Source organism: Streptomyces sp. NPDC002092 (assembly GCF_053593775.1).
Window position 1 is genome coordinate 287,789 of record NZ_JBSFDG010000009.1, and the last position, 23,666, is coordinate 311,454.

Annotated in this window: 18 protein-coding genes; 4 read left to right on the forward strand and 14 right to left on the reverse strand. The window is 69.5% G+C overall.

The genetic code is table 11. From position 1 onward, the window contains the following. Nucleotides 1-152: 152 nt before the first annotated feature. Both ACWCRD_RS22625 and ACWCRD_RS22630 read right to left on the reverse strand, forming a co-directional pair. Complete coding sequence (locus ACWCRD_RS22625) at nt 153-1,151, reverse strand: alpha/beta hydrolase (RefSeq protein ID WP_450967596.1); 999 nt, start codon at nt 1,149-1,151, stop codon at nt 153-155. Beyond that, nucleotides 1,148-3,379: a family 78 glycoside hydrolase catalytic domain gene (locus ACWCRD_RS22630; protein ID WP_450967597.1), complete on the reverse strand. Its 2,232-nt coding sequence runs from the start codon at nt 3,377-3,379 to the stop codon at nt 1,148-1,150. Before ACWCRD_RS22630 ends, ACWCRD_RS22625 begins: the two co-directional genes overlap by 4 nt. A 423-nt stretch (nt 3,380-3,802) precedes the next feature. Between ACWCRD_RS22630 and ACWCRD_RS22635 the strand changes: the two genes are divergently transcribed. Further along, on the forward strand, nt 3,803-4,510 hold the full coding sequence (locus ACWCRD_RS22635; protein ID WP_450967598.1) for a TetR/AcrR family transcriptional regulator: 708 nt from the start codon (nt 3,803-3,805) through the stop codon (nt 4,508-4,510). A 31-nt stretch (nt 4,511-4,541) separates the two neighbouring features. Here the strand turns inward: ACWCRD_RS22635 and ACWCRD_RS22640 are convergent, their stop codons facing one another. The 12 genes from ACWCRD_RS22640 to ACWCRD_RS22695 all read right to left on the reverse strand — a co-directional run bounded on the left by ACWCRD_RS22640 (nt 4,542) and on the right by ACWCRD_RS22695 (nt 18,438). Next, nucleotides 4,542-4,835 carry a hypothetical protein gene (locus tag ACWCRD_RS22640; RefSeq protein WP_450967599.1) on the reverse strand — a complete coding sequence of 98 codons (294 nt, stop codon included), beginning with the start codon at nt 4,833-4,835 and terminating at the stop codon, nt 4,542-4,544. Between the two features lie 500 nt (nt 4,836-5,335). Further along, nucleotides 5,336-7,081, reverse strand: coding sequence for an esterase (locus ACWCRD_RS22645; RefSeq protein WP_450967600.1), 1,746 nt, complete (start codon nt 7,079-7,081; stop codon nt 5,336-5,338). Between the two features lie 182 nt (nt 7,082-7,263). Continuing rightward, a complete protein-coding gene (locus ACWCRD_RS22650) occupies nt 7,264-7,413 on the reverse strand; it encodes a hypothetical protein (RefSeq protein WP_450967601.1) in 150 nt (49 codons plus the stop codon). Between the two features lie 145 nt (nt 7,414-7,558). Continuing rightward, a complete protein-coding gene (locus tag ACWCRD_RS22655; RefSeq protein WP_450967602.1) occupies nt 7,559-8,485 on the reverse strand; it encodes a LacI family DNA-binding transcriptional regulator in 927 nt (308 codons plus the stop codon). Between the two features lie 184 nt (nt 8,486-8,669). Further along, nucleotides 8,670-9,773 (reverse strand): chorismate-binding protein, encoded by a 1,104-nt coding sequence (locus ACWCRD_RS22660; protein WP_450967603.1) that lies wholly within the window; start codon nt 9,771-9,773, stop codon nt 8,670-8,672. A gap of 64 nt (nt 9,774-9,837) precedes the next feature. After that, entirely contained in the window at nt 9,838-10,701 is an 864-nt protein-coding gene (locus ACWCRD_RS22665) for a bifunctional 5,10-methylenetetrahydrofolate dehydrogenase/5,10-methenyltetrahydrofolate cyclohydrolase (protein WP_450967604.1), read from the reverse strand. A gap of 209 nt (nt 10,702-10,910) precedes the next feature. Continuing rightward, on the reverse strand, nt 10,911-11,816 hold the full coding sequence (purU, locus tag ACWCRD_RS22670) for a formyltetrahydrofolate deformylase (protein ID WP_450967605.1): 906 nt from the start codon (nt 11,814-11,816) through the stop codon (nt 10,911-10,913). Next, nucleotides 11,813-12,685, reverse strand: a complete 873-nt coding sequence (locus tag ACWCRD_RS22675) for a methylenetetrahydrofolate reductase (RefSeq protein ID WP_450967606.1) — start codon at nt 12,683-12,685, stop codon at nt 11,813-11,815. The genes purU and ACWCRD_RS22675 overlap by 4 nt, the downstream gene beginning before the upstream one ends. Nucleotides 12,686-12,829: 144 nt before the next feature. After that, nucleotides 12,830-14,173 carry an aminomethyl transferase family protein gene (locus ACWCRD_RS22680; RefSeq protein WP_450967607.1) on the reverse strand — a complete coding sequence of 448 codons (1,344 nt, stop codon included), beginning with the start codon at nt 14,171-14,173 and terminating at the stop codon, nt 12,830-12,832. 148 nt (nt 14,174-14,321) lie between these two features. After that, nucleotides 14,322-15,209, reverse strand: a complete 888-nt coding sequence (gene folP / locus ACWCRD_RS22685) for a dihydropteroate synthase (protein ID WP_450967608.1) — start codon at nt 15,207-15,209, stop codon at nt 14,322-14,324. Between the two features lie 462 nt (nt 15,210-15,671). After that, on the reverse strand, nt 15,672-15,842 hold the full coding sequence (locus ACWCRD_RS22690; protein ID WP_450967609.1) for a hypothetical protein: 171 nt from the start codon (nt 15,840-15,842) through the stop codon (nt 15,672-15,674). Nucleotides 15,843-15,981: 139 nt separating this feature from the next. Then, complete coding sequence (locus ACWCRD_RS22695) at nt 15,982-18,438, reverse strand: RICIN domain-containing protein (RefSeq protein WP_450967610.1); 2,457 nt, start codon at nt 18,436-18,438, stop codon at nt 15,982-15,984. A 1,312-nt stretch (nt 18,439-19,750) separates the two neighbouring features. Here ACWCRD_RS22695 and ACWCRD_RS22700 point away from each other — a divergent pair. From ACWCRD_RS22700 to ACWCRD_RS22710, 3 genes are all read left to right on the forward strand, one after another. Next, nucleotides 19,751-20,902: a sugar ABC transporter substrate-binding protein gene (locus ACWCRD_RS22700; RefSeq protein ID WP_450967611.1), complete on the forward strand. Its 1,152-nt coding sequence runs from the start codon at nt 19,751-19,753 to the stop codon at nt 20,900-20,902. A 16-nt stretch (nt 20,903-20,918) separates the two neighbouring features. Continuing rightward, a complete protein-coding gene (locus ACWCRD_RS22705) occupies nt 20,919-22,502 on the forward strand; it encodes a sugar ABC transporter ATP-binding protein (protein ID WP_450967612.1) in 1,584 nt (527 codons plus the stop codon). Between the two features lie 116 nt (nt 22,503-22,618). Next, the gene (locus tag ACWCRD_RS22710; RefSeq protein WP_450967613.1) at nt 22,619-23,530 is read left to right on the forward strand and encodes an ABC transporter permease; all 912 of its coding nucleotides are present in this window, start codon (nt 22,619-22,621) and stop codon (nt 23,528-23,530) included. Nucleotides 23,531-23,666 lie beyond the last annotated feature (136 nt).

The window sequence follows — 23,666 nt, forward strand, 5'->3', positions numbered from 1 at the left end:
GGGACCGTGGTGCGGCACCGAGGCAGCCTCGCCTCGGCAGGAAGCCGACGCCACGCCTCCGTGTGTGTGCGGAGTGGCGCGGCCAGGCCTGGCGGGGGCCGTGGTCATTCCCTCGTCCTCCCGGCACCCGAGCGAGGCGTCCGCTGTCCGCGTCACTCGCCGGACGCCGCCGGACGTGTCGTCGGCGGCACTGCTCGGCGCGGGTGGTGAAGGCCTTGGCGGAGGGCGGCGATCACGTCCGCGTTCATCCGGGTGGCCACGGTGGCCTGGCTTCCCTGGTTGGCGCCGTGGAACGTGCCGGGGTACAGGTGCAGTTCGGTGAGCACGGCGGCCTGCGCGAGCCGCTCGGCGTAGGCGATGGCCTCGTCGCGCAGCGGGTCGAACTGGGCCGCGCCGACGAACGCGGGCGGCAGTCCGGACAGGTCCTCGGCACGGGCGGGCGCCGCGTAGGAAGGCACTCCCTCCTCTCCCCGTACGCCCGCTCCGAGAAGGTGGTCCCAGCTGAGTTCGGCGTCGGGCCGGCTCCAGCCGGGGGTGTCGGTGTAGGCGCGCATCGACTCGGTGAGCAGGCGGTCGTCGAGCACGGGGGTGAGCAGGCACTGGAAGCAGAGGTCTGGGCCGCCCCGGTCCCGGGTGAGAAGGGTCAGCGCGGCGGCCAGGGCCCCGCCCGCGCTCTCCCCGAAGACCCCGATCCGGGTCGCGTCGATGCCGAGATCGGCCCCGTTCTTGGCGACCCACTCCAGGGCGGCGTAGCAGTCCTCGATCGCGGCTGGGTAGGGGTGCTCGGGCGCGAGACGGTACTCCACCAGCACGACGGCCGCTCCCGTCTCCGCCGCCAGGCGGCGGGCGTCGGCGTCCGAGGTGGCGATGGAACCGAGGACGAAGCCGCCGCCGTGGAGGTACAGCAGCCCAGGGACTTCGCCCTGGCCCGCGGGACGGTGGACGCGAACCGCGACGGGCGGCGCGTCCTCAGGTCCGGGCACCAGCTCGTCCTGGACGGTCAACGGCACGGGCGGCTCGTATGGGGGCTGGTAGGCCAGGCCCCGGATCATGCCGGCGCGGGCGGCCTCGTGGTCGGCGAAGTCGAACAGGGCGACGAACTCCAGGCGGGGTGCGAGTTCGGGGTCGATGGGGTAGGCCGGGTCGGTCATCGGAGGTCCTCTGCGGTGGTGGGCCAGGGGGTACGGAAGGTGTGGGCGCCGGGGCCTGCCTCGGCGGGCGCGCTGCCGGGCAGCTCCACGGTGGCTGTGGCGCCGTCCGGGACGAGGACGTCCAGCCGCAGTTCACCGTCCTCGATCCGCCAGGAGGACTCCGCGCGGCCGTACGGCGTCTCATGTGCCGCGTCGGCCCAGGTGATGCCGCCCCCGGGCAGCGGGCGGAACCGGATCCGGCGGTAGCCGGGCTCGGCGGGTGCCAGTCCCGCGACGGTGCGGTGGAGCCAGTCGGCGACCGCCCCGTAGGAGTAGTGGTTGAGGGAGTTCAGGGGCGAGGCGTTGAGACTGCCGTCGGGCAGTACGGCGTCCCAGCGTTCCCAGATAGTGGTGGCGCCGCGGTCCACCTGGTACAGCCAGGAGGGGCACTCGCGTTGGGTCAGCAGCCGGTAGGCGGTGTCGGCGTGGCCGGTGTCGGTGAGCGCGTCGCAGATCAGCGGGGTGCCGAGGAAGCCGGTGCCGATGCGGTGGCCGCGTGCGGCGACCAGTGCGGCCAACTGCTCACCGGCTCGCGCGCGTTCGGCGGCGTCGTCGATCAGCCGGAAGCACAGCGCCAGCGCGTACGCGGTCTGGGTCTCCTCGTGCAGCAGGCCGCCGCCGCGATGGAAACGGCCCCGGAACGCCTCGCGCACCGCGTCGGCCAGTGCGTGATAGCGCACGGCGTCGTCCTTCTCCTCCAGCACCTCCGCGGTACGGGCCAGCAGCCGGGCCGAGTGCGCGAAGTAGGCGGTGGCGACCAGTGGTCCGGAGGTGCTCGACTTCGGGGGCATCGACGGGGGCGCGGTCGGGTCGAGCCAGTCGCCGAACTGGAAGCCCTCGCCCCACACATGCCCCGGTCCGGCGACCGCGTCCACGGTGTCGACCCAGCCGCGCATGGACGGGTACTGGGCACGGAGCACCTCGGCGTCGCCGTACCGCTCGTACAGGGTCCACGGGACGACGACGGTCGCGTCGCCCCAGCCGGCCATGGGCCGGTTGCCGCTGGGCGGCGGGGCGCTCTGGAAGCGCAGCGGGACCGCGGGGCTCATCAGCGGCGGGACACCGCCCTCGTCCGCGGCCTGTTCGGCGGCCAGGTCCCGCAGCCAGGAGACGAGGAAGTCCCGGACGTCGTAGAGGAACGCGGCGGTGGGGGCGAAGACCTGGGCGTCCCCGGTCCAGCCCAGACGCTCGTCGCGCTGCGGGCAGTCGGTGGGCACGTCGAGGAAGTTGCCGCGCATGCTCCACACGACGTTCTCGTGCAGCCGCTCCAGGGAGGGGTCGGAGCAGGCGAACCACCCGGTGCGGCGCAGGTCGCTGTGCAGGACCACGGCGGTGATGTCCCCGGGACCCAAATCGCCCGGCCAGCCTTCGAGTTCGGCGTAGCGGAAGCCGTGGAAGGTGAAGCGGGGCTCCCACTCCTCCGCCTCCGCGTCGCCCCGCAGGACATAGCGGTCGGTGGCCTCGGCGCCCCCCAGTGAGCGGGCGGACGGCGCCCCGTTCTCCAGGACCTCCGCGTGGCGCAGGGTGACGGTGTGGCCGGCCTCGCCGCGGACCCGGATATGCAGCCGGCCGACCAGGTTCTGGCCGAAGTCGACCACGATGCGCCCCTGCTCGTTCCCGCTGACGCCAACCGGTCCGAACTCCTCGACCCGGCGGACCGGCGGGCTGTCGGCGGGGAAGAGGACGGACGGGTCGAAGCCGCCGAGGACCTGCACCGGCGGCCAGGCCGAGTCGTCGAATGCCGGTGCGCTCCAACCGGGCTGTTCGAGGCGGGCGTCGTACGTCTCGCCCTCGTACAGCCCGGTCACGACGACCGGTCCGCTGCCGGCACGCCAGCCGGGTCCGGTGGTGACGGTGTGGGTGGTGCCGTCGGCGTAGGTGATGTGGAGTTCCGCGAGCAGGCCGGTGTGGGAGCCGTACAGGTTCCGGGTACCGCCGTTGAAGCCGAGCAGCCCCCGGTACCAGCCGTCGGCCAGGTGGGCGCCCCAGGCATTGGGGCCCGGCCGCAGCAGACCGGTGACGTCGAACGTCTGGTAGCGATGCCGATGGCGATAGCTCGTCCAGCCAGGGGCCAGCACGACATCGCCGACGACCGTGCCGTTCAGCTCCGTCTCGTACACGCCCAGGGCCGTGATCAGCATGCGGGCGCCGCACACCGGCCCACGCACGGTGAAACCGGTGCGCAGCAATGTGCCGGGTCCTGGCGCGTCGGAGAGAGCTGCGGCAGGGGAAGCCGATGGGGCGGCGATGACCTGTGCGGTCCACTGATGCTGAGGCATGTCGTCTTTCGGCGCGGAGGTGCCCCTGATCTCTCTTGTCAAGGGGCGCGGCGATCGTTCTGTCGGGGTTCAGGTGGATCGGGGGCCTGGTGCTCGGTGTTCCGAAGGGCTTCGGTGCGCGGCGACCGCGACCGCCACTTGGACGCAGGGCCGGGCCGGTGCTTCGGCGACACACCTGACCCCTGTGCGTCCTCGCTCTCTCATGGCAACGGCGCCGCGAAGGACGGTGTGATGCCCGACCGGAACAGCCCGTCCATCCGGTCGTCGGCCGAATCAGAGTAGGTCGTAAAAACCATCGGAGCAATGGTTTTTACGGCTGGGTACGATGCCGCCATGCCGAGGCAGAGAAAAACCGGAAGCTACGCGGTGGGCCGTGCCCGGCAGGACGCCATCCTGGACACCGCCACCGAACGTTTCGCCCAGGCCGGCTATCACCGCACGTCAATGGGCCAGATCGCGGCGGACGTGGGCCTCAGCGAGCCCGGGCTGCGGCATCACTTCCCCACGAAGAAACACCTGCTCGTCGCGGTCGCCGGACGCCGCTTCGACCTGCTCGCCACCTGGGCCAGGGAAGCGCCCAAGCCGGACGACGGTACCCGCCCCTTCCGTGTGATGCTCAGCATCACGGAGCGCATGGTGACCCAACCGGGACTCATCGAGCTGTTCGTCCTGGTGTCGGCCGAGGCCGCGGGTCCCGCCAGCCCCGCTCACGAGCTGTACTCCACGCACTACGACCGAGTGGTACGGGCGATCGCAGGAGAGTTCCGCAGTACCGCCGAACAGGGCTTCCTCAGGACCGACATCGACTATGAGGCCGTCGCCCGGCGCTACATCGCCATGAGCGACGGATTGCAGCTCCAGTGGGTACTGAGCGGCGGCGCCCTCGACCTGGTCGGACTCATGCGCGGCTATCTGGAACAGCTCGCTGTCACCTTGCAGACCTCACCCGCGCCGACTTCCGCTCGGACACCCCGGAGGCCCGAGCCCGTAAGGGCTGCTTCACACGGCAGAAGTCAGATCGCCGGGGGCGGGGACAGCTGATGGCGATGTTCGGTCTGGCGACCGGCAGAGCTCAGGGCTGCAACGGGAGGTAGCTGCCGTCGGTCGATTCGACGAGGCCGCCGCCCCATTCGCCTACGCCGGCCGGGGCGGCGCCATCGCCACAGACGCCCGCGTCCCTCCCGTTGCGCTTGCAAGTGTGCGCGGCCGCAGCACCGCCCTCACCGACCTGCGTTGCGTCGAGGAACAGGTTCCGCACGGTCATGTCGTCACCGCCGATCTCGGCGTCCAGGTTGCCAGTGACCTTGACGCGCTTGCTGTCGTGGACGAGCCGCCGATCCCGCCGGTGCAGGTGGCACCGTCTCATGCCCGTTCACGGTGGCCATGACCGCCGAGACCTGCATGCAGGTGCAGTAACCATCCGCGACCAGATATCCAGCCCCGCTCCGGAGCACCTCCACCACGGTCTCCATGTCCCGCCGGGGACCGATGACGATCACCGGAAGGCTCGCGGCCCCACAGCGTCCAGCAGCGGAACCGCATTCGCAGGACGACGGTGTCGACGGTGCCCTCCATAGCAGTTCACAGTAGGGCGGGGTCATCCGGAACACCCGCTCCACGCGCGGGTCGTCGAGGCCCGGCCACCCCGTGGGGCGCCACACACCATCGGTACAAGCCAGGGGGACGGCCGGCCTGGGCACCGTCGAGGGGCAGTCGACGAACTGGAATCGCTCGCGTGGGTTTGGTGGTCTGTCGTGGCATTGTTGCCTGCGAGGGATCTGCTCACCGTCAGAAGCGCCTACGCTGCGGTGCCGGGCGTCTGGTCAAGGCTCGTCGACCAGACGCCCGGGGTGTCCGGAGGCGTGGTCACTTCCTGGTGATGGATGCCACCCAGGTGATGAAGTTCGTCGTCGAGTCGCCGGTGCGCTCGGCCTGCGTGTGACCCTGGGCCCACACGGTGGCGAAGTCGACGTCGTGGATGCCGTAGTTCTGGAGGGCCAGCGAGAGGTTGACCTCGGTCGTGTTCGCCGTGTCGCCCTGCATGATGCCTGTGCGGATGCGCCAGTGACGCGCCACCTGCGACCTGCGGTAGCCGCCAAAGGCGGGTGAGAGGAAGTACAGGGGGTTGTACGCGTCGGCCCGCCAGGCCATGTCCTTGCCGACGCTGTCCTTCTTCGCGAAGTCGCTGTCGTACGCCGAGGAGCCGTAGTCGGACTCCCAGTCGGAGTACGCGGCGTAGGTCGCCTCGTTCGCCTTGATGACGTCACGCGTGAGGGGCGCGAAGTGCGCCGGGACGCCGAGCCCCATCGCGAAGACTCCGTTCTCGGTCTGCCCGCGGGAGTACCCGTCGAACGCGCCGACGGGCTTGCTCGCGGTCTTCTGGCTCTTGGAGAAGCCTTCGAGGCTGGACACCATGACGGTGTTGGTCGTGGCGTCGTAGGTGACCCAGTCGCTGTCGGTGTTGAGGTAGGCGATGTAGTCCTCGACCGTCTCGTACATGGTGGAGGATCCCGGCTGGCCCGATCCGGGCGGACCGCCCATGGTCGTGATGGTGTACGGGAAGGTGTTGTCGGCCAGGAAGTTGTTCAGCGAGGTGGTGATCACTTCGATGAGGTGGTCGTAGTAACTCCCGGCCAGGCTTATGCCGTTGCTCGACTCGGTCAGCTCCAGGCGCCTGCCCTGCTCGTCGCGCAGCCCCAGCCGGTTGAGGTACTTGGGCCAGGCCTTCGCGAGGTCCGTCGAGTAGGCGCTGGTCCAGGTGCCGGACGCGCGCGTGCCGGTCGAGGCGAACTGGCCCATGTTCCACTCGTAGGACAGGTTGGCCTCGTGCAGGCTGGTGATCGGGCACCAGGCCATGACGCCGGCGACCGCGTCGCTGAGCGGACGGCCGTGGGCGTCCGCCATGGCAGCGCCGATCGTGCGCAGATAGGGCTCGTACAGGGGGCTGTCACCGGACGCGCCCGCCACGGAGTCCTGCGCGCCGCCACCGCTCATGCCGAACAGGACTATGTCGTCCGTGCAGCCGGGCAGGACGCTCCGGTTGTACCGCAGGAACCGGACCGCCGCCTTGAGGTCGGTCACGCCCCAGGGCGCCGCGTCGGAGCGGTCGCTGGTCGAGCCGTCCCGGCCCCGCAGGCCCGGCCACACGTAGATGTGCCCCGCCTCCAGGTACTTCGACACGCTGCCGTAGCTGTACGACGTGGCCGGCTTCTGCGCCGCATAGCCGGGGGTGTTGACCGGGATCACGATCGGCGCCGTGCGTCCCGAGTAGTCACCGACGGTGCCCTTCGGGTTGACCTTCGCGGTGTACGTGGTCCCGTCGCTGTTCGCGGTAGCCGTCAGATAGGCACCCGGCACGTAGATCGACAGGTTCTCGTAGTCCGTCGTGGCCGGGTTGGCGACGTACACCTTTCCGACTTGGTAGTACACGTCGTTGGTCGAGTCGTACGACCATGCGGTGGAATCGAACTCCAGCGCGTACGCCGAGGACGCGCTCGACGCGCCGTGCGACGACGATGTGCCGGCGATGGCCGTGCCCGCCGCACTCTCGGCGATTCCGAACGCGGCCACGGCCGTGGCGCTCCGGATGGCCGTTCTGCGGTTGATGTCCACCCGTAGACCTCCTCGTGTCGGGCTGTGCGGCTCATTCGCATCCAGACTGTAGACATCGAGTCTGTGATTGTTGCCAATTTTGATGACAATTTCGTTAGAACAATGAGCAGCTGGGAGATCTGACGAGGCCGCTACGGCACCGCTCGTGCGATGGTCTGGGAGCTGACGACGAACTCCACCTCTCAGAGAGCCAGTTGGGGGTCGCCGAGCCGGTCGTGGCCAAGGATGGGCAGGTGTTCAGGGCCGCACGATCCAGGAGGCCTCCAGGAGGACACCGTCATCTTGACGGTGAGCCACAGGGCGTGCCGGGTGACGCCGCCGGTCAGCGCCACGTGCCAGTTGTCGACGACCGACCACGCCGGGCTGCCCCCGGCGACCCGGTCGCCGTCGTGCCGTAAGCCCAGCTGCCCTACAGGATCACCGCGGCCTCGCCGGTGTACGGCTGGTCCCGAGTCCGACGGTCGGGCCCTTCGGCGATCACGCCGACGCGCGGGCCACGATCCGGCCCGGCGGAGGCGCCAGAGCGCCCGGGTCGAGGCCGAGGGCATTGCGGGCTGCGATCCGTCCGAGGATTTCGGCGTCGATGTGGACGGTGGTGAGTGCGGGGGTCGACAGGGAACCGTACTCGGTCTCGTCGAAACCGATCACCGCCACGTCCTCGGGCACCCGCAGCCCGAGGTCGCGCAAAGCCGTCAGGGCGCGCAGCGCGATGTCGTCGTCGAAGGCGGCCAGGGCGGTCACGTCCGAGTGGGCGGCCAGGAACGTCTCGACAGCGGCAGCGCCGGCCTGGCGGGGCCGCGGAACGACGAAGCGCTCCAGGGGCGGAAGTCCCAGCCGACGGGCAGCCTCCTGGGCGAATCCCAGTCGGACCCCGGTCAGCGGATACTCACGGTCGGTCATGCCCATCGCGATCCGGGTGTGCCCGCGTTCGGCGAGGTATCGGATCTGCAGCGCGGCGTTGGCGGCGAACCCGTTCTCCCAGTCCGCCTCGGTCGGCTCGTGTCCCTGCAGGTAGGCCTCTCCGAGCCGCAGCACCGCCCGTGGCGCGATGGTGTCCAGCATCTGCTGGGTGGCCTCCGGGATCGCGTGACCGTGCCGGACCAGGAGGATGTGGCCGTGCTCGGCAAGCTCCTCGTCCAGGCCCCGGACGTAGCTCCGGGAGAAGTTGCCCTCCATGCCCCAGTCGACGTTGAGGACGACGATGCGCGACGAGCCCTCGCGCAGCGCGCGGGCGATGCCGTGCGCGACGTATCCCAGCTCCTGGGCGGCCTCCATGACCCGCTCGCGGGTGGCCGCCGAGATCGTCTGCCGTGGGTCGTCGTTCAGCACGAAGCTCACCGTGGCCCGCGACACGCCGGACGCCTTGGCCACGTCGGTCAACGTCACTCGACCAGAACGGCCCATGCCGGCACACTCCTCTCCGTCGGACCGGGCTCCCCCGCCCGCATGTGGTGTCGCCAAAATAACGGCACCTCACCTAGAACGATTAAGCGCCAAGACTCAGTCTACGGGTCCGGGTCGATTCGGCACTGAGCCGGACCGATTGTGGACCCTCCACCCGGTATGCCTCGGGATTCCGCATCTGCCGTCACCACGAACGCTTGCCCGGGGGGTCTGTGTTGGCGGACTGCCCGAAGGCCACGCCGCCCGAAGGCCGCAGTGAAGACGTGCCCGGATGTTCCGCCGACGCTATGGAAAGCAGCCGACGCGCCTTCAGTTCGGTTTCCTGCCACTCCCGTTCCGGCTCTGAACCCCAGGTGATTCCTGCTCCCGTGCCGAATTTCAGGAGTCCTGCGGACCGGTCGATCCAGAAGGTGCGGATGCCGACGGCCAGTTCTCCGCGACCGCGGTCGGCGTCGACCCAGCCGAGTCCGCCGCAGTAGGGACCGCGCGCCGACGTCTCCAGTGCCGCGATGATCCGCAGGGCGCTCGCTTTGGGAGCCCCCGTGACCGATCCCGGCGGGAACGTCGCCGCCAGCAGTTCGGGCCAGCCCGCACCGTCGCGCAGTCGCCCGCGCACCGTGGACACGAGGTGCACGAGCCCCGGATGCTTCTCCACGGCGCACAGATCCGGGACGGCCACGGAACCGGGAACACAGACACGGCCGAGGTCGTTGCGGACCAGGTCGACGATCATCACGTTCTCCGCGTAGTCCTTTTCCAGCAGGTCCGCCTCGGTCCGGCCGGTTCCCTTGATGGGGCCCGAGGCGATGTCCCTGCCGGCGCGCCGCACAAAGAGTTCCGGGGAGGCGGTGGCCACCTCGATGCCGTGCCGCGGGATGCGGATGACTCCGGCGTACGGTGCCGGGTTGTGGCGCGCCAGCAGCCCGGCCAGCGCTGCGACATCGGCGTCGGGCGCGACCGGTGCGGACAGGACCCGGCAGAGGTTCGCCTGGTAGACCTCACCCGCGGCGATGTGCTCGCGGATACGCGTCACCCCGTTCGTGTACGCGATGCGGTCGAGCGAGGTGGACCATGTCCCGGCACCCGGCCCGCGCCACGGCGGCGTCGGCAGACCGTGGCACTCGGCCTGTCGCACGTCGCGGAACCGGGCGCACGTCAGGTGCCCCTCAAAAGTGGCCGCGACAGCCCAGAAACCCTCGGAGTCCAGCGCCGAGGGATCGCTGGTGACGTCCACGAGGCCGGTTGCGAGATGGCCGCCGAGAAGCGCCATGGGAGGGAACCCCTCCATTCCGCACCTCCTGTGATGTGGCCTGCCGTGCAACGAGCGGCGGGAGTTTCGCCCTACGGAGCGCTCAGGCCACGACGGCCTCGCGTTCGGCGCCCCATTGCGCCGCGCGCAGCGTGTTGACCATGAGCATGGCGATGGTCATGGGACCCACACCGCCGGGTACCGGAGTGATGCGATCGGCGATGCCGTCGAGTTCGGCGGAACGGACGTCGCCGCTCAGACCGGAGGGAGTGCGGTGGATGCCCACGTCGATGACGACCGCGCCGGGCCTGACGTGTTCGGGACCGATGAGGCCGCGGACGCCGGTGGCGACCACGACGATGTCGGCGGGCCGGGTGACGGCCGCGAGGTCGGTGGTGAACTCGTGGGCGACCGTGACGGTCGCTCCGCGCCGCAGCAGCAGGTGGGTCAAGGGCTTGCCGACGAGTTCGCCCCAGCCGACGACGGCGACGCGGGCGCCCGTGAGGGGAACCTTCTCGGCGTCGAGGAGTTCGATGACGCCGCTGGGTGTGCAGGGACGCAGGCCACGTTCTCCTCGGGCCAGCAGGCCCGCGCTGGCGGTGGTGAGTCCGTCGACGTCCTTGGTGACGGGTATGCGGTCGATCAGCGCGTCCGCGTCGAGCTGGGGCGGCAGGGGGAGTTGGAGCAGGATGCCGGACACCTGCGGGTCGGCGGCCAGTTCGTCGATCACCGCGGCGACGTCGTCCTGGGTGGCGTGCTGGGGCAGGAAACGGTGGAAGTCGCGCATGCCGGCTTCCTTGATGGCGCGCCGTTTGGCGGCGACGTACACGGCGCTGGCCGGATCGTCGCCGACGAGGATGGTCGCCAGCCCGGGAATCCTCCCCGAACGCGCGGCCGTGGCGACCTCTTCTGCGACTTGTGAACGGATCCGCTGGGCGATGCGGGTGCCGTTGATCGTGGTGGTCATGGTGGCGAACCGCTTTCTTGTGATGAGGAACGATTCGCCCAGGTGAAAGGGGTGCTGTGTGCGGTCACCGTGACCGCGGCTGTACGGCGCCGTGACCGGCCGGCCGCCGGAACGGCCGGCTCGGTCGAATGGCGTACGGCGCACGACAAGACCGCCTGCTCCCTGCACCGGGCGGTTTCCCTGTCCGTGGGATGTCCCGCGTCCCGCCGTCAGGCGAAGACGATGGTGTGGTTGCCGTCGCGGATGACGCGGTCCTCGGCGTGCCACAGCACGGCGCGGGAGAGCACCGCGCGTTCCACGTCGGCGCCGCGACGGGTGAGGTCGGCCGCGGTGTGGGCGTGGGTGACGCGGACGACGTCCTGCTCGATGATCGGTCCCTCGTCGAGATCCCGGGTGACGTAGTGGGCGGTGGCTCCCACGAGTTTCACCCCCCGCTGCTTGGCCTTCGCGTAGGGGCCGGCGCCGATGAAGGCGGGCAGGAAGGAATGGTGGATGTTGATGATCGGGACGCCGACGCTGTCGATGAAGTCGCCGGAGAGGATCTGCATGTAGCGGGCGAGGACGACGAAGTCGACGTTGCCCTGCAGCAGCCGCAGCTGCTCGGCCTCGGCGGCGGACTTGTCCGCGCCCTGGCAGGGGACGTGGAAGAAGGGGATGCCGAAACTGCGTACTTCCTCGGCCACATCGGGGTGGTTGGAGACCACCATGGCGACAGTGACGGGGAGTTGGCCCTGCCGGTGGCGCCAGAGCAGGTCGAGCAGGCAGTGGTCGGACTTCGAGGCGAAGATCGCGACCCGTTTGGGCACCGACAGATCGCGCAGCGTGTAGCTCAGCCCGAAGGTGCCCACGAGGTGCTGGTCGAGGTCCGTCCGCAGAGCGGGCAGCGCGACCTGGAGGTTGTCCAGGCCGAAGACGGTGCGCTGGAAGAAGGCCCCGCCCTGCGGGTTGTCGGAGTACTGGTCGAGGGAGACGATGTTGGCACCGTGGGCGCCGAGGACCGACGTCACGGCGGCGACGATGCCCGTGGCGTCGGCACCCTGCACGATGAGCGAGGCCTGCAGGGCCGGCGGCTTGCTCGGGTCGGTGCGGGCCGGGATGTCTTGCGTGAGGGTCATGCCAGGCTTTCCTTCCGGAAGCGGGCGGCCCAGTCGGAGGTGGCCTTGAGCCCGCCGAACGTATAGAAGTGGATCTTCAGTTCGCCGTGGCGGCCGGGATCGTGGGCCTCGGCGAGGTCGCGCAGGAAACGGTCCGGCCCCGCGGTGCCCATGAGGTTGGTCAGGGAGAAGCCGTACTTCTTGACGACCGAGGCGCTGGTGCCGACCCCGAAACGGGCCGCGTACCCCATGAGCCGGCGCACTCCGGCGGGTCCGGGCACCCCGATCCTGATCGGGACCCCGATACCGCGGTTGCGGACCCCTTCCACCCAGGCGAGCACCGGGTCGACGTCGAACCCGAACTGCGTGATGATGCCGCTCTCCAGAGACTGCGCGGCGAGTGCCGCATGCTTGGCACACAGCGCGGACCACAGCGTGGTGTCGTCGATCTCGGGGTGGCCTTCGGGGTATCCGCTGACGCTGACGTGCCGGACTCCGTACTCCTGCAGCAGCCCGGTGTCGATCAGGGACAGGGAGTCGGCGTAGGGGCCCTCGGGGTGTGCCGGGTCTCCGCCGACGACGAACACGTTGTCGGACGTTCCGTCGGCGTGCAGCGCGGCCAGGAAGCGCTCGAAGTCGTCGCGCGATCCGAGGCGGCGGGCAGATATGTGCGGTACGGGCACGAACCCGAGCCGCTTGACCGCCCGGGCCGCCTCCAGGCGCATCTGCAGGTCCTCGTTGCCGAGGAAGGTGACGTTGATGCGGGTGCCCTGGGGAATGGCGTCGCCGGCTTCCTCCAGTCTGGAGACGTCCTTACCCGTCATCTCCAGGGAGAAGTCCTCAAGTAGTGATGTGCTGACCGCTGTTCGTGCCGTGCTGGCGGGAGTCATCGTCTTTCGTCTCGCTTTCTGGTCCGAGGTGCCGTCTCCTGGGCACCCGGGGCACCGCTGAGGCAGAGGTGAGGGACCTGCGCCGCCTCCGGTCCGCCACGAGGTCGCGGAGGAGCGGCGCGATGCGCGGGCAGCCGGCTGTCGTCAGCGGTCGCGGCGGTAGAGGGTGCGCGCGTGCTCGCTGAACGGGGAGGGCTGCACAGTGGCACGGATGCGGGGGAATCCGAGGTCGGCCTCGGGGTCGGTGCCGGGACCGGGGTGCTCGCCCCAGACCACCGTCACCTCCGTGCCCGGTGCGGCGTGCTCGGAGTCGATCAGGGTCTGGGCCAGTACGGTGCCCACCGGGTCGACCGACGCGGTCTGCATCGTCATACCGGCCAGACCGGCAGTGGTCTCCACCCGGTGGCGGGCATACGTGAGTACGAAGCCGGGGTCCTCGCCCTGTCCGACCACGGTGCGGACGTCGTCCGCGTCGAGGACGAGGGTGACCTTGGTGCGCAGCGGCCCGTCCTTGGCCTTGAGCAGGGCGTCGCGCCCGAGGAAGTCGTGGTTGAAGGAGATCATCTTCCCGTAGCCCAGCTCGTACGGGGAGACGTAGTAGTCCTCGATGTCCTCGCTGGAGTAGCTGCCGTTCAGCGGACGCTTGCCCTCGATGCCGAACAGCGGCAGGTGCTTGCGGTACTCCAGCAGATCCGGGTCGGTGTAGATGCCGGGCACCGGCGAGGGGATCCAGCCGCTCTCCACACTGGCCGAGGTGTACGCCAGGGCCCCGATCTCGATCAGGCCGAGCGGCTCGCCGACCCTCAGGAACTGCTCGTGGACGTACGCTGCGTGCTCCCAGGGGCCGATGAACTCGTAGCCGACCTGGCCGGCCATCCCGTGACGCAGGGCGCGCAGGGGGCGTCCGTCCAGGGTGACGGCGGTGGAGTGGAAGAACTTCGTCTCCGGCAGCGGTCCGCCGAAGGCGCGCTCGACGAGTTCCGCGGCCAGCGGGCCCTGGATCTGGTAGCGGAACAGCTTCGGGTCGCCACCGCCCGGGCGGAAGGCGGAGGACGGGTCGGTGACGAAACCGACGTCGTAACCACCCTTCTCCGCGTGGTACTGCACCCAGTGCTGCGCGGCCGGGATGCCGCTGAGCAGGTACTTGTTCTCGCCCTCGCGGGCGAGGATCCCGTCGGTGACGATGTGGCCGTCGCGGGTGACCGGCACGTACTGCTTCGCCTGGCCTATCGCGAACTTCTCGAAGTTGTTGGCGCCGTGGTCGGCCAGCACCTGCGTGGCGTCGGGGCCCTCGATCCACATGTCGTACATGTGGTGCGAGAGGTTGAGCAGGGCCACGCCCTCGTGCCACGCGGCCTGCTCCTGACGCCAGCCGGCGTACTCGCGCGCGACGACCTCAGGGGTCCACGGCTCGGCATTCGGCTTCCACAGCAGCTTGATCGCCGATCCGGCCTTGTCGATGCCGTCCTGGAGGGAGGGGATGGTCATGTGCGGCTCCTTTTCGGAATGCCCGAAGACAACTAGATCGATTAAGTACGCTAGCGCAGCACCCTTGTTCAGGTGACTACGGCGTTACGAATGCATTGCCTGCGCCACATGCACCCTGCGGGCACCCATGGGCACCACGGACAGGCCGTCACAAGCCGGGCGCTGCGTACGCGGCGGCCATGCGCACCGCGTCGAGGCTCGCGCGTACGTCGTGCACACGGACGCAGAACGCGCCCGCCGCGGCAGCGAGCGCGGAAACAGCGGCCGTCGCCGAGTCCCGCTCCCCGGGCGGCACGTCGCCGGCGCCTCCGCTCGCGAGGGCCGCGCCGATGAACCGCTTCCTCGACGCGCCGACGAGCAGCGGGAAGCCCAGTCGCCGCAGAGTCCCCAGGCCGGCCAGAAGCGTCCAGTCGTGCTCGCTTCGTTTGGCGAAGCCGAGTCCCGGGTCGAGGACGATGCGGGCCGGGTCGACCCCCTGGGCCTTCAACCGCCGTACACGCAGATCGAGTTCGGCCATGACTTCGACGACGACGTCACGGTAGTCGGCATGGCGGTCCATCTCCCGGCTGGGCGCACGCCAGTGTGTGGCGACGTAGGGGATGCCGGACGCGGCGACCACCGGCGCCATGTCCGGGTCGGCCAGGCCGCCGCTGACGTCGTTGACCAGACACGCGCCCGCTTCGACAGCGGCTCGGGCCACGGCCGCGTGCATGGTGTCGATGCTCACGCACACCCCCGCACGGGCGAGTTCGCGCACCACCGGGACAGTCCGGGCCAGCTCCTCGGTCAAGGCCACGGGCCGCGCTCCCGGCCGGGTGGACTCACCGCCCACGTCGACGATGTCCGCGCCTTGGGCGGCCAGATCAAGCCCGCGGTCGATCGCCTGCTGCGCCTGCGCGTACAGGCCGCCGTCGGAGAAGGAGTCGGGCGTCACGTTGAGAATGCCCATCACCAGACATCGATCCTGCCGGGGCAGACCCTCCGGCCGTGGGGATGCTCCCAGCCGCCGGGCGGCGGCACCTTCCGCGGTCGACATCGGCGGCAACCTCCTTGATCCCGCGCCCTGTGGCGGGAACGGGATGCTAAATCGATTTTGTTGAGGGCACAAGGCTTCGCTAAATCGTTCTAGTCGGCTTCGGGCGGACACCGGCAGCAGGCCTGAGCCGACAGCACACTGCGACCGAAGCCGTCATCGCAGCTCTGGTCACGGCGCGGCGGAGGCGTGTGGATCCCGCTGTGAAAGGGCGTGGGACGGAGTCTCGCCGCGCTCGGGTCAGTCACGAGTCCGCCGGGCAAGAGCTGGAAGTCGTCATTCCGGCTGTGATCGCCGCGTTTGGGCTGGTCGGGCGTTGGGCCGGTGATTCGGTGGGAGTTGTGGCCTGTCGTGCTGCCGCTCCCCGGGCGGTCTGGGCCGCCCGGGCACCTCGCGCCCGGCGGCATCGTTCTCCCCCATCGGCGCGACGTCCGGCGAGCAGACGCCGATCCAGCCCATCGACGGTCAGGTCGGTCTGGCCGGATTCCAGCGCAACCGGGACTCGGCGGCCGACCTGGCGTACGTCGCCGCGCCGATCACGGACGGCAGGCTCAGCGCGCCCGTGGGCTGCCGGGGCAGCTGGGAGCAGGCCGGTGAGGCGGTCGCCGGGCTGCGCTGCCGACGCGTGCGGGGCACGGCCGTTCTCACGGTGGGCTGGGTGCCGGTCCCTGTGCGACCGCGGTGCCGTGCGGTCATGGTCGTGGGCGGGGCAGGCCGGTGGTGCCTGGCTGCCCCGCCCACGGGTCGGGGGTCAGTGGGTCAGTGGGTCAGTGGGTCAGGAGAGCTTGACGAGGGTCCACTGCTGGTTGGTGGCGCCGTTGGTGGGCCATTCGTCGATGGCCGCGCCGTCGGCGGTCGAGTTCTTGGCGACGTCGAGCATGTAGCCGTTCGCGCGTGTCTCGATGGTGTAGCTGCCGTTGTCCGACGGGGCTATCACCCATTGCTGGTTGGTGCCGCCGTTGGGTGTGAAGAGCTGCAGCTGGGTGCCGGTCCAGGTGCTGAAATAGGGGATGTCGAGGGCCTTGCCGCTGCCGACGCCGGTGATGGTGTAGTACCCGGCACTGTTGCGGGCCAGGGTCCACTGCTGGTTGGTGCCGCCGTTGTAGGTCCACTGGTCGATCAGGGTGCCGTCGGCGGTGCCGCGCCCAACGGCGTCGAGGGCCTTGCCGCTGTTGACACTGACGATCTTGTAGGTGCCGGAGAGGTCGGGCACCGTTCCCGGAGTGATGGACAGGTTGGAGTACTGGACGGGGTAGTACCCCATGGTGCCGAGGCCGACCTGGCCGCCGCCGTAGCTGGCGTCGGTGACCGTGCCGACGGTGGTGCCGTCGATCTTGGCGGTGATCGTGCTGTCCTGGAAGGACAGGGCGAGTTTGTGCCAGGTGTTCGTGCCGGGGGCTGTCACCGTGCCGCTGGCCAGGGTGGTCCAGGTCCACGAGGTGTTGCTCTTCAGCAGCGACCAGGCGCCGGTGTCGCTCAGCCGCAGGTGGTAGGCGTTCAGACCGTCGTTGCCCCTCGCCTGGGTGCCGGCGCGGCCGAGGATCTCGGCGGCACTGCCGCTCTGCTCCATCAGTACGTCGGAGCTGACCGTGTAGTTGCTCCAGCCCAGGTCGCCCATGAGGGTGTACGGCTGAGTACTGGGCGTAGTGACCCAGCGGATCGGCTGGACCGGCGCCATCTGGCGCAGGCACTCACCGCTCCGGCCGCCGCCGCAGGAGGCCGCCTGGAACGCGCCGTTCATCGAGGAGAGGTACTTGGCCTCCTGCCCGGTGCTGTATCCGGCGAAGCTGTCGGAGTACGGCAGCGCCAGCTGGGTGCGCTGCGGAGACGTGGCGGTGCCAGCGCCCTGACCGGTGGTGGTGGTCACGGTGTAGATGTGGCCGGGGGCCAGGGTCAGCGTGTACGTTCCGCCGCTGGCCGTCAGGTCGGCGTTGCGGACCATGTGCGGGTTGGCGGTGCCCGGGGCGGACAGGTCGGTGGACCATACGTGCAGAGTGCCGCCGGGCAGGCCGCCGGCGACGCTCATGGTGACCGTCTGGGACGCGGTGGCGTCCATGGTCTCGAAGACGCTGCTCCAGGCGCTCTTGTCGGGTGCGGCGTAGCTGACGTAGCTGCCGTTGTTGCGGTCGCCGCCCAGGTAGCCGCTGGCCGTGTCGAGGTACTTCCAACCGGGCGAGGTGAACTGCGTCGTCTGCGCGATCGACCAAGTGGTGCGCCCCACGAAGTAGTTGCCGGACCACGGCTGGTTGGCGGTGATCAGGCCCTGGTCGTGGAAGATGAGGTTCTGGTAGGTGGACGCGACGATGGGCCAGTTGATGTAGGCGGTCATCTTGGCGTCGATGTAACCGCGGTTGAGGCCGCGGGCGACGGGCGCCGCACCGTTCTCGGTGTTCTCGGAGCCGCTCTCGCTGGCCCAGATCGGCTTGCCCAGTGTCTGGGCGTCGGAGGTGGAGGAGCAGCTCTTCATCGCCGGGAAGACGCACGGGTAGTGGGCGCCGACGATGTCAATGGCGTCGTAGAGGTTGCTGTCGCTCTTCATGCTGGTGGCGATGTTCCAGTTGGCAAGGTCGCCGCCGACCAGCTGCGTCGAGGTGTAGCCGTTCGAAACCAGGGCCGACTTCAGGTCCTCGTACCAGGTCGCGTTGAAGTTCCTCTCGTTCCAGCCTCCGATGTAGTCGATGGTCAGGCCGTGCTGCTTGGCGCAGCCGAGCCAGGACATCAGGTAGTCGATCATGTCCTGGGAGTAGAAGGTGCCGCTCCCGATCCAGCCGGGCGCGCCCCAGGACAGCGCGGAGAGCTTGATGTTCGGGTTGCGTGCCTTGGCCTGCTCCATCAGCCACCACTCGTAGCCCGCGTTGCAGTCGATGGTGCCCTTGGTGTGCTCGATGCTTGCCTCGGCGCCGTCGGTGGAGTTGGTGTCACCGCCGACCTCGACCTTGAGTATCTGCAGGTCGGCTCCGTAGCCCGGCTTGAAGAGGTAGTCGAGGATCTGGTTGCGCTGGGTGGTCGGGTAGTCGTACAGCAGACGGGTGTTGCCGCCTCCGCCGCTGACCGCCCCGATGCCGTCGAAGGTACGCCCGCTGCTCGTGCCGTCCACCGTGACCGCGGTGTTCGTGACGGCGTACGCCGGGGTCGGGATGCGCCCGCTGAGCAGTGCGAGAGCGAGGAGCAGGACGGTCAGAACCGCCATCGGTCTGATGCGTCTGCTGCGCAGACTCAGGATGTTGTTCAAGGTGGTTCTCCTGGGGTGGGTGGTCCCGCCGTACTGAGCCGCGCCCTTGCGGTCCAGGCCGGCGCCCGGGCATGGGTCACCGGCGCAGGCACGGCGCGGCGGAACAGGTTTTGGAGCGCATGCCTCCACGCCGGGGATCCGGCGCGTGCAGGCGTGCTGGGCCCATACGCCGAGGTAGGCCGGGCTGCGAAGGGTGCAGCCGGGCGCCCCCGCGCCGAAGGGCGGTGCGGTGACTACGCGGATCCGGCACCGGCCCGGGGCCGGCGGACGTGCGTGCCTAAGCCACCTGTTCCGCCATGGGAGAGCCAGGGGGCTGCCGCGGGCACTGCGCGACGGGCGGAAATCGACGCCCGGCCGGGGCCGAGGGCGTACGTAACGTCGGCGCCCTGGCCGCCGGCCCCGGCGGCCAGGGACGTGCCCCTCGGTGTCGCGCACGACGCCGACAGCTCGAAGCCGGAGGCCGGATGTTGGATCCTGTTCGAATTTACGTCACATACCACGACAATCGGCCCTCTCCATTGAGCCAAAGCCGCAACAAGATCGAAAATATTCGACCAGAACCGCAACCTATAGTCGAGGTGCAGGACGATCAATGGCCCTGAGACGACGGATTCCGCATCCATAGGTTGCAGGAGGATGCGCGTTCATGCCCGGGCGACCGGAAGATCACCCAGCCGGGAACCCTCGGTCGACCGGCAGACGAACCACTCGGTCCGGCAACGGCTACTGAGGTTTCGCGCCGAACAGGCACGGGCCAGGCATCTGCTCCGGGGCGGCGGCGCACACCTGCGGCAGACGGTGGCGTCCCGCCGAGTGGTGCAGCGGCACGGAAATCGTGACTGCGCAGGTCAGTCGGGCGATGCAGCCGCCTCCGCGCCGGATGAAGGTACTGATGCCGGCGCGCAGCACACACTGCGACCGGGCGAGCCGGTCGGCAACCGCCACCGCGGCTCTGATCGGATCCACGCGGCACGTTCGGCCACACCTCTCGACGGGACGTCACCTGCCAGGCAGACCAGGGCAGTACGCGAAGCGCAATCTTTAGTTGTAGCCGACGCCCTTTCGCATACCTGCCCATGTGCCCAGACTTCCCGCAATTGATCGCCCATCGGCCCGCGAACCGGGTCTGTGCAGCGCGACCGGGGTGGGCGATGGGCGGCTGGCGCACGCCCACCGGACATCACACACAGCGACCCGACGCGCCCCGAACTCCCCCTCGGACTCGTCCCCGCCGAGCAGTCGCCCTGGGTGGCTCCCGGCAGTGATGTGCCCGCCGCGGCAGCTCGGGCTCTCGACCATGGAGGTGTAAGCAATGGCGCTTATCAGAAGACGGTGGCCGGTGTCGTTCACGGCCCTGCTCGTCGCGTCGGTGGCGCTGGCAGGATGTAGCTCCGGCGACGCCACCGGTTCGTCGGGCAAGACCGCCTCCGTCTCGGGCCTTGCCACGGCCGAGAAGAAGGTGGCGGCCCTCCAGGCCGCGGTCACCGACTACCCCGTTCCCACCACCGGCGTGCGCGGCGTCGCCAAGTTCAAGGGCCGCAAGGTCTATTACATCCCGTTCCTCCAGCAGATCCCCGCCTTCGCGGACGCAGCACGGTCGATGCGCGAGGCGCTTGCCAAGGCCGGGCTCTCCCAGCAGGTGTGCGACGGCAAGGCCCAACCCAGCGCGATCGCCGCATGCGTCCAGCAGGCGATGGCGGCGGACGCGGCCGGAATCGTCCTGGACGCCGTTCCTTACGGCATGGCTCAGAACGCTCTCGACGCAGCCAAGGCAGAGGGCATCCCGATCGTCATCGCGGACCAGGACCCTCCGTCCGGTTTCACCAACAGCAACCAGGTGACCTATGTGGCGGGGGTGACCACCCAGCCGAGCGCCATCGCTTGGTGGGCCATCGCAGACTCCAAGGGCAAGGCCGATCTGATCATCACGGAGTCGGCCGACAACCCGTCGGCGACGAAGTACGTGACGGACTCCCTGCCGATCTACAAGAAGTACTGCCCCGACTGCACGGTCAAGGTCAAGGTGATCACGGCCTCGACGCCGGCACTGCTGGCCTCGAACGCGAGCTCCAACATCCTGGCCAACCCGAAGGCCGCCTACTACTTCACCCAGTTCGAAGACAGCCTCCAGCCCACCATCCAGGGCATCCAGCAGTCGGGGCGCTCCGGCATCTCCCTGTCTGTGACGGCGGGTTCGGTGAACGGCCTGGGCCTGCTCAAGGGCAACTCGGCGGTCAAGGCGGTCGTGGCGGTGGACGAGGCCTATGCCGCATACGCCCTCACCGACGAGATCCTGCGCATGATGACCAAGTCCGGGCCCGTCGAGGAGCCCATCCCGATGCGGCTGTTCACCAAGCAGAACATCGGCAGCATCAAGGTGACAGCCGCGGCCCAGGCCTCCGGCGAGTGGTTCGGCGACGCCTCGTTCCAGGAGGACTTCGCCAGGCTCTGGAGCGTCGGGTGACGAAGGGGTGCGCACCGTGAACGCTGTTTCGCAGGCCCGTCCACCGGACCCGGCGCGGCCCTGGCGGCTGGAAGTGGCCGGACTGTCCAAGACGTTCGGCCCGACGCGCGCCCTCAGCGACGTTCATCTCCAGGTCGCTCACGGCGAGTTGCACGGGCTCGTGGGCCAGAACGGATGCGGGAAATCCACCCTCGTCAAGATCCTTACGGGCGGCTACTCACCCGATCCGGGAGCGTCCGTGACCGTGGACGGGCTACGACTGGACCTGCCGATCCGCCCGCTGCAGCAGCGGGCGGCGGGAGTCTCGGTCGTCCACCAGAATCTCGGCTTGGTGGACGACCTGACGGTCTGGGAGAACGTACGGCTGGGCCACTACCGCGCGGGCCGGCTCTCCCGGCGGATCAACCGGCGGGCGGAACAGCAGGCGGCCGAGCGGGTCCTCGCCCGGCTGGGCCGCCCGCTCGAGGCCGGCCAGAAGGTCGGTTCGCTCCCGGCACAGGACCGCGCCGTGGTCGCCATCGCCCGGGCAGTGCAGGACCACCCGCCCGGCAGCGGACTGATCATCTTCGATGAGTCGACGCGAGCCCTGGGCAGGTCGGCGCGGGCCAGCTTCTTCCAGACGGTCCGGTCCCTCGTCGAGGAGGGCACCTCGGTGCTGCTCATCTCACATCAGTTGGAGGAGATCGTCGAAGTGACCGACCGGGTCACCGTGCTGCGCGACGGCGCGGTGATCGAGGCGGGCCTGTCCACCCGCGAGGTGAACGAGGCTTCGCTCACCCGCATGATGCTCGGACGCCACCTCGTCACGCACAGCCGACGGGAAAGCCACGCCCAGGACCAGCCCGTCGCCTCCGTGCGGGACCTCGCGGTCGCCGCGGTGACCGGCCTCGACCTCGAGGTCCGACGCGGCGAGGTCCTCGGAATGACCGGGCTGATCGGCTCGGGTTTCGTCGAGGTGGCCGAGGCGCTGACGGGCGCACGCACGGCCCGCGCGGGCACGCTGTCCGTCCAGGGGCGCGATCTGGCACTGGACCGTCGGCGCGGCAGTACCAAGGAGTTCGTATGCGCGGGGGTGGCGTTCGTGCCCGAACGCCGTCTGGAGGCGGGAGTGGCCGGTGAGCTCACGGTGTCCGACAACCTGACCCTGCCTCGCGTGAGCCGCCGCGGCGGCCGACTGCGGATCGGCGCGGAGTGGCAGGCCGAGGAGACCGCCGCGATGATCGCGAAACTCGACATCCGGCCGCCTGACCCGCACGCGCCGATCCACACGCTCAGCGGCGGCAACCAGCAGAAGGTCCTGTTGGCCAAGTGGCTGGCCGACGCGCCCCACCTGCTCGTGCTGCACGAACCGACGCAGGCTGTCGACGTCGGTGCCCGCCACGACATCATCGAGGCGATCCGGGCGGCCGCACGCGACGGCTGCGCGGTCGTGATCGCCTCGATCGACCCGACCGATCTCGCGGTGCTGTGCGACCGGGTGCTGGTCTTCCGCGACGGCCAGGTGACCAGGGAGCTAAGTGGCGATCCGGAAACGGACGCCATCGTGCGCGCAGTATTCGACGACGACACAAGGTCTCAGAGAAGGGGGCAGGTCGACTGATGGACGTCACCCGCCAGAAAGATCTCGAAACTCCCCCACCCTCGCCGCAGGCGAGGCACGACCCAGAGCCGGTTTCGGCCGCCGCCCGGGCCGGGCACGTCGCATCGCGTTACGCGGTGATCGGTGTCTGGGCTGCCATGATCGCGGTGTACGCGGTCGCGGAGCCAGGTCTGTTCCTGACCGAGGGGACCTTCCAGACCGTCTTCGGCTCACAGCAGTCACTGGTGTTCCTCACCATGGCACTGCTGTGCACCATCTGTGTCGGCGAGTTCGTGGACCTGTCCGTTCCGGCGACCTTCGGGTTCTCCGCCACCATCCTGCCCGTTCTGGTCGTCGACCACGGGTGGGGAGTGTGGCCGGCGACAGCCGTCGCCGTCCTGGGCGCGATCGCCGTCGGCGTGGTCAACGGGCTGCTCGTCGTCGTGGTCGGGGTCAACACCATCGTGGCGACGCTGGGGATGAGCACCTTCCTCGGGGGCATCAGCCTCTGGATGTCCCACCTCAACACCGTCAGCGGCCTGCCGACCGGGTTCGGCAGGTTCGCGCTGCACCCTGTGGCCGGCCTGCCGGTCTCGTTCTTCTACGGCGTGGCGCTGGTGGCCGGTTTCGCCTACGTCCTCGCCTTCACGCCGCTGGGCCGCCACATCCGCTTCGTCGGAGCCAACCGGGAGGTCAGCCGACTCTCGGGCATCCACGTGAACCGGATCCGCCTCGGTTCCTTCATAGCCTCCGGTGCCATGTGCGGCGTCGGTGCGATCATCGCCGTCGCGGCCTTGGGCGGTTACAACCCGACCACGTCCGACACCCTGTTGCTCCCGACGTTCGCCTCGGTCTTTCTCGGCACCGCGATCCTCCAGCCGGGTCGCTTCAACCCGATCGGTACCTTCGTCGGCATCTACTTCCTGGAGACCGGGATCCTCGGGCTCCAACTACTGGGCCTGGAAGCCTGGGTCTCCTCCGTCTTCTACGGAGGTGTCCTGATAGCGGCGGTCACCATCGCGACCGTGCTGCGCCGCCGAAGCACATGATCGACGCCCGCTGCGGGCCGACCGGCCGAGACGCCGACGAGGGGCCGGGCAGCGGGCCTGCGGGAACAACTGTGCGCCTGCGTGTAGGTCACGGCGGTTTCGCAACGAGCGACACGCAGGCCTGCGGGTTCCCGCC